The organism is Rhizobium sp. CCGE531, from assembly GCF_003627795.1.
GTDB lineage: Bacteria > Pseudomonadota > Alphaproteobacteria > Rhizobiales > Rhizobiaceae > Rhizobium.
The window spans coordinates 599,142-611,968 of sequence record NZ_CP032684.1 but is presented as its reverse complement, the minus strand read 5'-3'; the positions used below and the strand labels follow the sequence as shown (position 1 = coordinate 611,968).

The window sequence follows — 12,827 nt, the reverse complement described above, 5'->3', positions numbered from 1 at the left end:
GCAAAGCTCAAGAAGGGCCGCACTCCGCGGTGTTTAAATAAATGAAGCGTACCTACCAACCATCCAAGCTTGTCCGCAAGCGTCGCCACGGCTTCCGTGCGCGCATGGCTACCAAGGGCGGCCGCGCGGTTCTTTCCGCTCGCCGCAACCGTGGCCGCAAGCGTCTTTCGGCCTAAGGGCCGAAGTGCCCGATGATCCAGGATGGCGGGCAAATTGACGAATGAACGACCCAAAAAGACTGTCGGGCGGCTGAAAAGCCGGCCGCAGTTTCTTGCCGTCCGCGAAGGCGAGAAGCGCCGAGGCAGCTTCTTCCTGATAGAGATGCTGGACCGCAAGACCGCCGACGCCGAACCCCGCGTCGGTTTTACCGTTACCAAAAAACATGGCAACGCGGTGGAGCGCAACCGCATGCGGCGCAGGCTGAAAGAAGCCGTGCGGCTTCATGCCGGATTTGCAATGCAGCCCGGACACGACTATGTGGTTGTCGCGCGACGCGAGGTGCTGACCGCGCCTTTCGAAAAACTGGCGAGCGAACTCGTAAGCCGCATCGAAACCAGGCCGAAACACCGACGGTCGGAAACGGACCGCTCCAGGAAAGTATGATGGAAAACAACCGCAATTACTTCATTGCAATTGCACTGTCTGTGCTGATTGTTCTCGGCTGGCAGTTTTTCTATATGAATCCGCGCCTTGAAGCGCAGCGCCAGGCCGAACAGGCCGCCAAGCAGCACCAGCAGACCCAGCAGGCTCAGACGACGCAATCGCCTGCCGCGGGCACCGCGGTGAACGGTTCGCTGCCGGCAAACGGCCAGACGGCGCCGACGGTTCTCAGCCGCGACCAGTCCGTCGCCAAGACCGCTTCCTCGCGCGTCGTCATCGATACGCCGGCACTTGCCGGTTCCATCAACCTGGAAGGCGCCCGCCTCGACGATCTCCGTCTCAAGACCTATCACGAGACTGTCGACAAGAGCAGCCCGATCATCACGCTGTTCAGCCCGGCCGACACCAAGGACGGCTACTTCACCGAGCTCGGCTATGTCGGCGGCGAAACGACGGGCGCGGTTCCCGGCCCGTCTACCGTGTGGACGCTCGCAAGCGGCGACAGGCTGACCGACAAGACGCCAGTGACGCTGTCCTACACCAACGACAAGGGCGTCACCTTCACCCGCACGATCTCCGTCGACGATCGCTACATGTTCACGATCAGCGACAAGATCGCCAACAGCGGCCAGGCGCCTGTTTCGCTGTCGAGCTATGGCCGCGTCACCCGCTACAACAAGCCCGAGACGCCTTCCGCCTACGTCCTGCATGAAGGCTTCATCGGCGTCATCGGGGACGACGGCCTGATCGAGACCAAGTATGCCGCGACGGAAAAGGAAGCCACGACGCCCGCCAAGGCGACGGGCGGCTGGCTCGGCATGACGGACAAGTACTGGGCCGCAACCATCGTGCCGCCGCAGGCGACCGCATATGATGCCCGCTTCTCGCACTTCACCGACGGCACGCCACGCTACCAGGCCGACTATAAGGAAGATGCCATCACGGTCGCTCCCGGTCAGTCGATCGACCTGAAGAACCTCGTCTTCGCCGGCGCCAAGGAAGTTCCGGTCATCGACCGCTATGAGACCAGCTACTCGATCCCGCGCTTCGACCGCCTGATCGACTGGGGCTGGTTCTATTTCATCACCAAGCCGATGTTCAAGCTGATGGACTTCTTCTTCCGCTACTTCGGCAATTTCGGCGTCGCCATCCTCTGCACCACCATCGTTGTGAAGGCGCTCTTCTTCCCGCTCGCCAGCCGGCAATATGCCTCGATGGCGAACATGAAGCGCATGCAGCCGAAGATGGAAGAGCTGAAGGCCAAGTTCGCCGACGACCGCATGGGGCTGCAACAGGCAACGATGCAGCTCTACAAGGAAGAGAAGATCAACCCGATCGCGGGCTGCTGGCCTGTGCTCCTGCAGATCCCGATCTTCTTCTCGCTCTACAAGGTGATCTACATCACCATCGAGATGCGCCACGCACCGTTCTTCGGCTGGATCCAGGACCTTTCCGCGCCGGATCCGACCTCGATCGTCAATCTGTTCGGCCTGCTGCCCTTTGCGGCCCCGACCATCCTGCATCTCGGCGTCTGGCCGCTGATCATGGGTGTCACCATGTTCTTCCAGATGCGCATGAACCCGACCCCGCCGGACCCGACGCAGGCGATGATCTTCAACTGGATGCCGCTGGTATTCATGTTCATGCTGGCAAGCTTCCCGGCCGGCCTCGTGATCTACTGGGCCTGGAACAACACGCTCTCGGTCATCCAGCAGTCGATCATCATGAAGCGCCATGGCGTGAAGGTGGAGCTCTTCGACAATCTGAAGGGCCTGTTCAAGCGAAAACCGGCCCCATCGAAATGACGGCAAAAGCCCCGCTCCGGCGGGGCTTTTCTTTATTTGGCGGCAGATGCCATCGACAGGAACTGCGGTATCGGAGGCACGCGGCAACAATGCGCCGCCACTAGCGGTCATCGCAATGCTGCGATGGACGATAGAGCAACGATGGAAAGCCCACCCAGAGCAGCTGTGACGGCAAGTGACGGTGTGATGCCGATATTCTCCATCGCGAAGGCCAGGACGAACGGGGCAAGAGCTGAAAGGATCAGCCGCGCCGCCATCATCTTCCCCTGAAGCCTCCCGTAGCCGTCGCTGCCGAAAAGATGCAGAGGCAGCGTCCCGGTGACGATGCTCAGGAGGCCGTTGCCCATGCCGAAGATCATCGCGAAGGCCATGGCGGCGGGCACGGATGGCGCCGAAAGCAGAAGCACAAGCACTCCGCCCGGAATTAGCGTCGAGGCGATCAAGGCCAGATGGAGTGCGGGCAGGTTCTTGCCGAACACCATGTTGATGAGGCGGCTGCCGACCTGCGACGGGCCGAAGAGTGTCCCTACGAGGGCCGCGGTCGCGCCAAGGCCGAGGCCGGACAGCAGCGGCACTAGATGCACCAGAATGGCCGAGCTGACGAGCGACATCAGCGAAAAACCCGTGACCATGATCGCAAAGCCAAGGCGGCGGCGAGCGGGTGGCAACACACCCTCGACGCGCGGAGCGGCGGTCGATGCCTTCGCCCCGCGCGTGGTTCCCTGACGCGACAACCACGCGTGGATCGGCAGGCAGATACAGAGATTGAGGACGGCGAAAATCAGATAGACGTTCTGCCAGGCGAGATGCGCGTGGAGTGCCGTGGTTATCGGCCAGAAGATTGTCGAGGCAAACCCGGCAATCAGCGTCAGATAGGTGATGCTGCGAGAAGCGACCTGTGGCCGGATTTGCACGAGCAGCGCAAAGGCCGCGCCATACTGGACCAGATTGGCTGAAACCTCGATCGCAATGAGGGCTACGACGTAGGCCGCCTTGTTGGGCGCGAAGGCGCAGGCGGCCAGAGCGGCGGCCGCCACGAAGGAGCCGATCGTCATCACCCGTGCGGCGCCGATCCTGTCGAACAGCACGCCCAGCCACGGTGCCGTGAGGCCGCCTGTCAGAAGTGCGACCGACAATGCGCCGAAAACCCATTCGCTCGACCATGCGAACTGCGCGGCCATATCGGGCGCGAGGATGCTGAAGCTGTAATAGAGGGTGCCGTACCCCATGATCTGTGTGACGCCAAGCGCGAGCACAGCAAGAAGGGGCACCCGTTCAGACAAGGCGCTTGCCGTCTGCATCGAGAACCTGCTCGCCATCTTCCTTGGTGAACGGGCCTTTATGCGTATCGGGCAGGATATCCAGGACGACTTCCGAAGGCCGGGCCAGACGCGTGCCCATGGGCGTGACGACGAACGGGCGGTTAATCAGGATCGGATCCTTCAACATCGCGTCGAGCAACTGGGCATCGGTCAGGTCCGGATTGTCGAGGCCGAGCTCGGCATAGGCCGTGCCCTTTTCGCGGATCGCCTGCCGGACGGTCAAACCCGAATGGGCGATCATCTTGATGAGATCATCGCGACTTGGCGGATTGCTCAGGTATTCGATGACGGTCGGCTCGATGCCCGCATTGCGGATCATCGCCAGTGTGTTGCGCGAGGTGCCGCAGTCGGGATTGTGGTAGATCGTAACATCCATGGTCATGGGGCAGGTTCCGTTTCAGCGAGAGCTTGAGGATTGCGGGCTTCCATCAGCAGCCAGTTCGCTAGCGTCAGTGCCAGCAATGCGCCGAGGATTTCCGCCACGATAAAACCCGGCAGATCAACGGGACGGATGCCGGCGAAGGTGTTCGTCAGCGAGCGGGCGATTGCGACAGCCGGATTGGCGAAGGAGGTGGAAGCGGTGAACCAGTAGGCAGCCGTGATGTAGAGGCCGACCAGCCATGCCACGGCGTCGGCGCGAAACCGCAGGCCGGAGAGGATGACGAAGACAAGGCCGAAGGTGGCCGTCACCTCGGCCAGCCATTGCGCCCCACCGCTGCGGATGGTTGTCGAGGCCTGCAGCAGCGGCAGTTCGAACATGGCATGTGCGAGGATCGTCCCCGCAATCCCGCCAAGGATCTGCGCGACGATATAGCCCAGGGCCGACATCGCGGTCAGCTCGCGGCGCATCATGAAGACGAGCGATACGACGGGGTTGAAGTGAGCGCCGGATATCGGCCCCAGGACGACGATCAGCACGACAAGGATCGCCCCCGTGGGCCGCGTATTGGCGAGCAGCGCAAGCGCCGTATCGGTCGTCAACCGGTCGGCCATGATGCCCGAACCGACGACCGTCGCGACCAGGAGGGCCGTGCCCAGGGCCTCCGAGACAAGGCGGCGTGAAAGCGGAAAAGATGTCATGGTTTCAGGCCCCGGATCAGCATATTCATGGAACGTTTCTCGCAGCTGGTACACAACAGGCGGCGACTTCCGCCGCCGGGGCACAGACCTCCGGATGTCCCGCGCAGCAGTCTTCCATCAGGAAGCGGACGAGACCTCCAAGCACATCGTAATTGGCGGTGTAGACAATAGAGCGGGATTCCCGCTGCTGGCCAATGAGGCCGGCCCGATCCAGTTCCTTCAGATGGAACGAGACATTCGAGGGCGATACGTCGAGCTTCTCTGCAATCGCGCCCGCAGCCATGCCGTCAGGGCCGGCAACGACGAGCATGCGGACGATCTGCAGGCGGGTCTCCTGAGAGAGCGCGCCGAACGAAGCGAGGGCTTGACCTTCATCCATATTTCAACAATCCTTGAAATGTTGAAATATGGAGTACCTCAAATGAATGCGATCGACAAGACCCCAGCTTCGGATATCAGCCTCGGGCTTCTGCTTGAGACCTTGGCCGCTTCCCGCGATCTGCCCCTCGTATTCCGCTATGACGGCCGGCCGGTGAGGCCGGGCTATCATGTCACCGAGGTCAAAGCCGGACAGTTTTCGGCACTGGACTGCGGGGCCAACCCGGAAGCTTGGGCGGAGATTTTCGTGCAGCTTTGGGATATCGAGGAAGGCGACCGCACCCATATGCCAGCGGGCAAATTCGCTGCCATCATCCGCAAAGTTTCCGAGCACGTGCAGCTCGACGGTTCAGCGAGGCTGACCTTTGAGGTGAGCGACGGGGTGCGGCCGATGCAGCTCTACTGCGCATCGGCTCCTGTTATCGGCGACGATGCCGTGTATGTCGAGCTCACGGCGCGCGCGGCCAGCTGCAAGCCACGTGACCGGTGGCTGGCGGAGCAGACCCAGGCTGCCGCCTGCTGCGGATCAGCAAACGCCGCCAAGTGCTGCAGTTAGTCGTTGTATGACTCTTTGGAGCCGACAACGAAGCTCGGCGCCACGAAGCCAAATGCCGATCCAAACTTGACTTTCGCGGACAAAAGCTTGAAGCCAATCCACGAAACAAGCAAAGATCGAGAGAATGGCAGACCAGACGACCAAAGACGACAAGCCGCTTTTCGGGCGCCCGTGGATCTTCATCCGCGGCGTGCCGGCCATGAAGTTTCTGCCGCCGGAAGGGCCTTTCGAAGTCGCTTTCGCCGGGCGCTCCAATGTCGGCAAGTCGTCGCTGATCAATGCGCTTGTGGGGCACAAGGGGCTTGCGCGCACCTCGAATACGCCGGGCCGCACGCAGGAGCTCAACTATTTCGTGCCCGACGGCTTTTCCGGCGAAGGCGCCGATCTGCCGCCCATGGCGCTGGTGGACATGCCGGGCTACGGCTATGCGCAAGCGCCGAAGGAACAGGTGGATGCCTGGACGAAGCTTGTCTTCGACTATTTGCGCGGACGCACGACCCTGAAGCGCGTCTATGTGCTCATCGACAGCCGCCACGGTATCAAAAAAAACGACGAGGAAGTTCTGGGTCTGCTCGACAAGGCCGCTGTTTCCTATCAGATCGTGCTGACCAAGACGGACAAGATCAAGGAAGCGGGCCTGCCGAAGCTGCTGGCCGATACCGCCGAAAAAATCCGCAAGCGCCCAGCCGCCTATCCGGGCATTCTCGCGACCTCCTCGGAGAAGAGTGAAGGACTGGATGAACTGCGTCAGGCGATCAGGCATACGGTCGGGATCGACGTCTGACTGCTCGCATCCACGGGATGAGGCCGCCGCTCCTTACCCCGCTATGGGGAACGGCGGCCGTGTTGCCGCGAAAGATTACATTTTCGGCAACAACACCTTGTCGACGACATGGATCACGCCGTTCGACTGTTTGACGTCGGCGATCGTTATGTGAGCGGTGCCACCGGCCTCGTCGGTCAACGTCAGCTTGCCGCCCTTGTCCATGGCCTTGATCGTGCAGCCGCCGACCGTTTTCAGATCGTATTCTCCGCCTTTACTCATTGTCCATTTCCTGATGGCGGCGGCCATATCGTCACCAGCCACGACATGGCAGGTCAGCACCTTTACCAGCTTTTCCCTGTTTTCCGGCTTCAGCAGTGTTTCCACGGTGCCGGCCGGCAGCTGCTTGAAGGCCTCATTGGTCGGAGCAAAGACCGTGAAAGGGCCTTTGCCTTCCAGCGTGTCGACCAGGCCCGCTGCCTTCACGGCCGCGACCAGGGTCGTGTGATCCTTCGAATTTACGGCATTCTGGATGATGTTCTTGCTGGCATACATCGCAGCACCGCCCACCGTGGGATCCTTGGCATAGGCAAGGCTGGTTGCGGCAGACAGCATTGCCGCCACGGCGGCAACGCGAAACACGGTCTTGATCATGACGTTTCCTCTTCCTCTCTATTGCCCCGATCAGGCGGGGTCGGAAGAAGATACGGAGCGCGCTGAAAAGAGTTTCAGCCGATTGCGTTTCCGCTAGAGCCTTTCCGCTTTTCTTCGAATCGCGAAAACGCTCTATCTTTTTTGTTTGCTTACGCATTCCGGACGGAAAACCGCGACGCACTTTTCCTGGAAATGCTTTAGCCGAGATTCGTCAAGGAAAATGGATCGTACCGGAAGCGACGACATCGCCCGTAGGCTTGCCGGTCGGCGAGCCGCCGAAGGGCTCGACGCTGACGGCGATGATCGCGCCTTCTGTCAACTTGCCGTGAAGTTCCGGTGGCAGAACGATTTCGCCGTCGCCGGTCTGCGGCAGGACACCCAGGGCCTCTGCGGGATCGCTGCCGCGAATCAGCCATAACTCCAGCGATTTCTCTTCCGGTTTGCCGGCAGCGATCGGCGTCACTTTCAGGCGCCCATTGGCGGCATCATAATTGGCCAGGAGATTGATGGGGCTGTTCTGGCCGGAAAGGGATGCAGTGAGCTGCTTGCCGGGGGCAGGCCGCAAGGCACCCTCGTTCGTGATGGCAAAGACGAGCACGCCGGCTGCCGCAAACAACGAGCCGAAGGCGACCGAGCGCCAAAGCATGAGCGAATTCCAGAGATGGGCGCCGAGCGCCACTTCCCCGAAAATCCTCTTTTCGATCTTCGGAAACACGGTAGCCGCAGGCGTCACCGCTTCATATTCTTCGTTGAATTCCGATAGGTTCTGCTCCCAACGGCTGACGATGGCGGCAAATTGGCGATCGCTGCGCATGCGGCGCTCGACCTTCTGCCGATCCTCCAAGGAAAGCACGCCAAGCACATATTCTCCGGCCAGGACTTCATCGCGGGAGCGGCCTCCCTTGCTTTGATCGGGCGTACTCATCGGTCCATGCACTCTCTCAGTCTAATCAGGCTTCGGCGCAGCCAGGTGCGCATAGTATTCAATGGCACAGCGTGTTGGTCGGCGAGCTCTTGGTAGCTCAAGCCCTCGACATAGGCGCTGCGAACGGCCCGTGCGCGATCAGCTTCCAACTCTTCCATGCACCTGTCAATCCGCCTTCCCTCTCCCTTCACGATTGCTTGCTCTTCAGGGCCGGGTTCCAGGTCGGCGAGATCGTAGGCTGCGTCTATTTCGTCGGCCACAGGCTTGCGTGCGCGGACGAAATCGATGGACCGATTGCGCGCGATCGCCGTCAGCCAGGGCATCGCCGGCCCTTCCGAGGCTGTAAACTGCTCGGCGCGCTGCCAGATCCTGATATAGACCTCCTGCAAAACTTCTTCCGCATCCGCTCTGTTACCGACAATACGCAGGCAAACACCAAGAAGTTTTGAGCTGCTGCGTTTGTAGAGCGCAACAAAGGCTTTCTGATCACGCATGGCGACGCGACCGATCAGGGCTTCCATCTCCTCGCTCGCCATCCAACTTCCCCGGGGTGACGCCTGCACTATCTTTAGAAGAAAACTGTCCCACGGCAAACGTGCCAAGGCCATCAATTTCAGCGACGCTCATGTGACATAGCGTCAACTAATCCCGATATGATTATTCCCTCTGTCAAAAACTTGAGATAAAAGGCCCGCGAACAATTCCGAAGGGTGCACCATGTCCGAAGCCCAAAGCGAACTCCAAGCCAACCTGCTCGCACAGGCGCTGCCCTACATGCAGCGTTATGAAAACAAGACCATCGTCGTGAAATATGGTGGCCACGCCATGGGCAACGTCGAACTCGGCAAGGCCTTTGCCGCCGATATCGCCCTCCTGAAGCAATCCGGCGTCAACCCGATCGTCGTCCACGGCGGCGGCCCACAGATCGGCGCCATGCTGACGAAGATGGGTATCGAATCGAAATTCGAAGGCGGGCTGCGCGTCACCGACCAGAAGACGGTTGAGATCGTCGAAATGGTGCTTGCCGGCTCGATCAACAAGGAAATCGTCGCGCTGATCAACCAGACCGGCGAATGGGCGATCGGCCTTTGCGGCAAGGACGGCAACATGGTCTTCGCCGAAAAGGCACACAAGACCATCAAGGATCCGGATTCGAACATCGAGCGCGTGCTCGATCTCGGCTTCGTCGGCGAGGTGGTCGAAGTCGACCGCACCCTGCTCGACCTGCTTGCGAAGTCCGAGATGATCCCGGTCATCGCCCCGGTCGCCCCCGGCCGCGACGGCGCGACCTACAACATCAACGCCGATACCTTTGCTGGCGCGATCGCCGGCGCGCTGAGCGCCACACGCCTGCTGTTCCTGACCGACGTTCCGGGCGTGCTCGACAAGCAGGGCCAGCTCATCAAGGAGCTTTCCGTGGCGCAGGCGCACGCGCTGATCGCCGACGGCACGATTTCCGGCGGCATGATCCCGAAGGTCGAGACCTGCATCGACGCCATCAAGGCGGGTGTTCAGGGCGTCGTCATCCTCAACGGCAAGACGGCGCACTCCGTGCTGCTCGAAATCTTCACCGAGCACGGCGCCGGCACGCTGATCGTTCCGTAAGGACGGTCGCCTCTCAGAGGCTGCCTGAAAAAGAAATCGGGTGATTCCAATCTGTTGTGATTCCGTTGGGCTGTGAAGCACAACGGATATCGCGATGGCTTGGACTAAAACCACCCGGCCGCATTATCAGCGCCAGGCGTTGCGTTATGCAAACTAGCGACGAGTTGCGAACTCGGCGTAAGGGAAATTACTCGCGTCTAAACTTGAGCACAGCTCTTCCTATTGGATTTCCCGATACCAACGGATTGGGCATCCAGCCTGTAAAGACCTCGAGCGCGTCTCCATCAAGCTTGTAGAAGCGTTCCTGCTCACTGCCGTTCCAGGCTTCATTCCACGATGAGTCAATCTTTGTGATGAACCTATCCCCCTCTATCCGATAGCGGCCGGCATAGGCCATCATCGTACGGAAAAGTCCCAACAGTTTCTCATCTGTATTCCCTGGCTCCCGCGCGCCTGCGGTAACCAGCACCATCATTCGCCCATCAGAGCCGAAAATAAGGTGCCCATTGGGATGGTCGCCCCACGGTTGGCTGCGCTCCCTTGAATCCTGAAGCTCAGTCTCAAAAGAAACCAACCGCCAGCAACCGTGGAGCCTAGTGTCGCGCTCAGACATATTCGCTCCTGCAGCAGTTTGCTTGAATGTACCCACCTGTTGAAGGTCGGGCAGGTTGTCTCCTACTATGCTCAAGCCGGCCGATAGATGGCCTCGGCCTCGCTTTTCAGCATTCCCATGACCGAACGGTAGGGCGCTGGCCCGTAGCTGATGCGGCTGACGCCGAGTTTTGCCATGGTCACGTTGTCAGGCGTCGTCGGGCGCACCATGATGTTGACCGGCAGAGGCGAGCGCTCGCAAAGGGCGCCGATCAGCTCCGGTTCGACGAGGCCCGGTGCGAAGAAGCCGCTGGCACCGGCCTCAGCAAAAGCATCGGCGCGCTGAAAGGCATCGTCCAACAAGAGCTGATGATGCGCCGTATCGCTTTCCTGCAGGAAGAGATCGGTGCGGGCGTTGATGAACAAGGGGATTTCCCGGCGATCGGCCATTTCGCGTATGGCGCGGATGCGTGCCGCCTGCGTCTCGATGGGATGAACGCCCTGACCACCGATCACCTGATCCTCGAAATTGATGCCGATGGCGCCGTGATCCATGATCTTTTCGACATTGGCGGCGACTTCCTCCGGCTCTACGGCGTAACCACCCTCGAAATCGACCGAGAGGGGCAGCGGGCTCGTTACCGAGATCAGCTTGGCGGTCACCGCCAGCAGCGACAAAGGTATCGCCTCGCCGTCGCCGAAACCATTGGCCGCGGCGACCGACCAGCTTCCCGTCGCCAGCGCCTTCGCGCCCGCTTCGGTGACAGCCTTGGCGGAGCCCGCATCCCATATATTGAAAAGGATCACCGGCTCACCCTTGCGGTGCAGCCGCGCGAATTCCTGCGCCTTTTCCACCTGACTCATCGCATCCCCTCCGAAAAGCCCGGCCGGGCGATTTCCGCTCCGCGACCGGAAAGAGCGTAAGCTCTCCCTCACATGGCAAATAGAGTAAAACCCTGGAAATCAATGGTAAAATCATAACCGGCATTGGATCACACGGCAATCTCCCCAATATGGCTGAGATGCCGCAGCATGAATATTTTCCTTCCCCCGCCCGGAGCGGGCATGCCATAAGACAGGCATGAGCCACGCAAAAACACTATCCGAGCCATCAGATTTCGCCGATATCCGCGATTGGGTATTCGATCTCGACAACACGCTCTATCCGCATCATGTCAATCTCTTTGCCCAGATCGACAAGAACATGACCGCCTATGTCTCCGCCCTCTTGCAGATGGAGCGGGAAGAAGCGCGCAAGCTGCAGAAGCAATATTACCTCGAGCACGGCACGACCCTGCAGGGATTGATGATCCATCACGGTATCGATCCCAATGATTTCCTGGAAAAGGCGCATGCAATCGATTATTCGGCGCTGACGCCGCAGCCGGAGCTGGCCGCCGCCATCAAGGCATTGCCGGGACGCAAGTTCATCTTCACCAATGGCAGCGTCAAACATGCCCAGGCGACGGCGGGCGCGCTCGGCATTCTCGACAGTTTCGACGACATTTTCGATATCGTTGCGGCCGACTACGTGCCGAAGCCAGCCGGCTCGACCTATGACAAGTTCATGAGCCTCAACCGGGTGGACACGAAAAAGGCGGCCATGTTCGAAGACCTGCCGCGCAATCTGACCGTGCCCAAGGCGCTCGGCATGAAAACCGTGCTGCTGGTGCCCCAGAACCTCGAGACGACCGTCGTCGAATGGTGGGAGCGGACGACCGGCGAGGATGATCACATCGACTATGTGACCGACGACCTGACGAGTTTCCTCAAGGCGTTGATTTAACCATTCATTAGGGCGGGGTTACGAAAGTTTCATCCGCCTTACAGAGGTTTAATTGGTCGTTTTCGACCGCCAGCCGTATCGTTTGACCATTCCTCGACACGAAAGGAAAAACGATGAACGGGAAAAAATTTCTTCTTGCGGGACTTTCCGCCGCCCTTCTAGTGGGTGCTGCCGCCCAGGCAAGCTTTGCAGCGCAGGGCGACGAGGCACGGGGCGGGCATGGCGGACGCTGGCATGGACCTCGCTTTTCGCCGGAAATCGTCTATGTGCGCATGCTGAAGCAATTCGGCCAGCCCGGCGACACGAAGGTCACCCGGGATGAGGTGAAGGCCGGCGTCGACAAGATATTCGACCAGATCGACACCAACCACGACGGCGAGATCACCCCCGGCGAATTGCGCGCCTATCGTCAGGAACGCATCAAGGAATGGAAGGCCGAGCGCGCCAAGGCAAACGACGATCAGGGCAATAATCAGGCCCAGAACGATCAGAGCAAGGGCGATCAGGCTCAGGCCGACAACAATGGCGACAATAATGGGCCACGCCATCACAGGCCGCATGGCCGCTTCATGCACGAAGCAGGCATGATGCGCGGAATGATGATGTTCCATCGCATCGACAAGGACGAAAACGGCCAGATCAGCAAGCAGGAAGCCGAAGACGCGGCCAACAAGCTCTTCGACCGCATGGATCGTAACCATGACGGCGTAATCTCGCTGGACGACATGCCGAACCGGCCGCTGCTGTAAACCGGTCGATCAA

General features: G+C 60.1%; 17 protein-coding genes. 8 read left to right on the top strand and 9 right to left on the bottom strand.

Annotated elements, in window-relative coordinates; translation table 11 throughout:
• Positions 1–41: 41 nt before the first annotated feature.
• From rpmH to yidC, 3 genes are read left to right on the top strand one after another with little or no spacing between them, the layout of a single operon-like run.
• Positions 42–176 (top strand): 50S ribosomal protein L34, encoded by a 135-nt coding sequence (rpmH, locus tag CCGE531_RS03055; RefSeq protein ID WP_041677194.1) that lies wholly within the window; start codon positions 42–44, stop codon positions 174–176.
• 25 nt (positions 177–201) lie between these two features.
• Positions 202–603 carry a ribonuclease P protein component gene (rnpA, locus tag CCGE531_RS03050; RefSeq protein ID WP_120662865.1) on the top strand — a complete coding sequence of 134 codons (402 nt, stop codon included), beginning with the start codon at positions 202–204 and terminating at the stop codon, positions 601–603.
• Complete coding sequence (gene yidC / locus CCGE531_RS03045; RefSeq protein WP_120662864.1) at positions 603–2,405, top strand: membrane protein insertase YidC; 1,803 nt, start codon at positions 603–605, stop codon at positions 2,403–2,405. Before rnpA ends, yidC begins: the two co-directional genes overlap by 1 nt.
• A gap of 107 nt (positions 2,406–2,512) precedes the next feature.
• Here the strand turns inward: yidC and arsK are convergent, their stop codons facing one another.
• Genes arsK through CCGE531_RS03025 form a run of 4 tightly spaced genes read right to left on the bottom strand, consistent with a single transcriptional unit; the run spans position 2,513 to position 5,186 of the window.
• A complete protein-coding gene (gene arsK / locus CCGE531_RS03040; protein WP_162943839.1) occupies positions 2,513–3,706 on the bottom strand; it encodes an arsenite efflux MFS transporter ArsK in 1,194 nt (397 codons plus the stop codon).
• Positions 3,681–4,109 (bottom strand): arsenate reductase (glutaredoxin), encoded by a 429-nt coding sequence (gene arsC, locus CCGE531_RS03035; RefSeq protein WP_120662863.1) that lies wholly within the window; start codon positions 4,107–4,109, stop codon positions 3,681–3,683. The genes arsK and arsC overlap by 26 nt, the downstream gene beginning before the upstream one ends.
• Positions 4,106–4,807: an MIP/aquaporin family protein gene (locus CCGE531_RS03030; protein ID WP_120662862.1), complete on the bottom strand. Its 702-nt coding sequence runs from the start codon at positions 4,805–4,807 to the stop codon at positions 4,106–4,108. The genes arsC and CCGE531_RS03030 overlap by 4 nt, the downstream gene beginning before the upstream one ends.
• 25 nt (positions 4,808–4,832) lie before the next feature.
• A complete protein-coding gene (locus tag CCGE531_RS03025; protein WP_120662861.1) occupies positions 4,833–5,186 on the bottom strand; it encodes a metalloregulator ArsR/SmtB family transcription factor in 354 nt (117 codons plus the stop codon).
• A 42-nt stretch (positions 5,187–5,228) separates the two neighbouring features.
• Between CCGE531_RS03025 and CCGE531_RS03020 the strand changes: the two genes are divergently transcribed.
• Together CCGE531_RS03020 and yihA are read left to right on the top strand one after the other, a co-directional pair.
• A complete protein-coding gene (locus CCGE531_RS03020) occupies positions 5,229–5,741 on the top strand; it encodes a DUF6428 family protein (protein WP_120662860.1) in 513 nt (170 codons plus the stop codon).
• A gap of 124 nt (positions 5,742–5,865) precedes the next feature.
• Positions 5,866–6,525: a ribosome biogenesis GTP-binding protein YihA/YsxC gene (gene yihA, locus CCGE531_RS03015; protein ID WP_120662859.1), complete on the top strand. Its 660-nt coding sequence runs from the start codon at positions 5,866–5,868 to the stop codon at positions 6,523–6,525.
• 75 nt (positions 6,526–6,600) lie between these two features.
• Here yihA and CCGE531_RS03010 read toward each other — a convergent pair whose 3' ends face one another.
• The 3 genes from CCGE531_RS03010 to CCGE531_RS03000 form a co-directional block, all read right to left on the bottom strand.
• The gene (locus tag CCGE531_RS03010; protein ID WP_120662858.1) at positions 6,601–7,158 is read right to left on the bottom strand and encodes a fasciclin domain-containing protein; all 558 of its coding nucleotides are present in this window, start codon (positions 7,156–7,158) and stop codon (positions 6,601–6,603) included.
• Between the two features lie 211 nt (positions 7,159–7,369).
• Positions 7,370–8,083, bottom strand: coding sequence for an anti-sigma factor (locus CCGE531_RS03005; RefSeq protein ID WP_120662857.1), 714 nt, complete (start codon positions 8,081–8,083; stop codon positions 7,370–7,372).
• Positions 8,080–8,619 (bottom strand): sigma-70 family RNA polymerase sigma factor, encoded by a 540-nt coding sequence (locus CCGE531_RS03000; RefSeq protein ID WP_120662856.1) that lies wholly within the window; start codon positions 8,617–8,619, stop codon positions 8,080–8,082. Before CCGE531_RS03000 ends, CCGE531_RS03005 begins: the two co-directional genes overlap by 4 nt.
• Before the next feature lie 181 nt (positions 8,620–8,800).
• Here CCGE531_RS03000 and argB point away from each other — a divergent pair, with 181 nt between their 5' ends.
• Positions 8,801–9,688 carry an acetylglutamate kinase gene (gene argB / locus CCGE531_RS02995; protein ID WP_120662855.1) on the top strand — a complete coding sequence of 296 codons (888 nt, stop codon included), beginning with the start codon at positions 8,801–8,803 and terminating at the stop codon, positions 9,686–9,688.
• 187 nt (positions 9,689–9,875) lie between these two features.
• On the opposite strand, the gene CCGE531_RS02990 is transcribed toward argB, so the two are convergent.
• A complete protein-coding gene (locus tag CCGE531_RS02990; protein WP_120666425.1) occupies positions 9,876–10,301 on the bottom strand; it encodes a lipocalin-like domain-containing protein in 426 nt (141 codons plus the stop codon).
• A gap of 71 nt (positions 10,302–10,372) precedes the next feature.
• The gene (locus CCGE531_RS02985; protein ID WP_120662854.1) at positions 10,373–11,143 is read right to left on the bottom strand and encodes an isocitrate lyase/phosphoenolpyruvate mutase family protein; all 771 of its coding nucleotides are present in this window, start codon (positions 11,141–11,143) and stop codon (positions 10,373–10,375) included.
• 217 nt (positions 11,144–11,360) lie between these two features.
• Between CCGE531_RS02985 and CCGE531_RS02980 the strand changes: the two genes are divergently transcribed.
• Positions 11,361–12,065 carry a pyrimidine 5'-nucleotidase gene (locus CCGE531_RS02980; RefSeq protein ID WP_120662853.1) on the top strand — a complete coding sequence of 235 codons (705 nt, stop codon included), beginning with the start codon at positions 11,361–11,363 and terminating at the stop codon, positions 12,063–12,065.
• Between the two features lie 113 nt (positions 12,066–12,178).
• Positions 12,179–12,814, top strand: coding sequence for a calcium-binding protein (locus CCGE531_RS02975; protein WP_120662852.1), 636 nt, complete (start codon positions 12,179–12,181; stop codon positions 12,812–12,814).
• Positions 12,815–12,827: the final 13 nt, after the last annotated feature.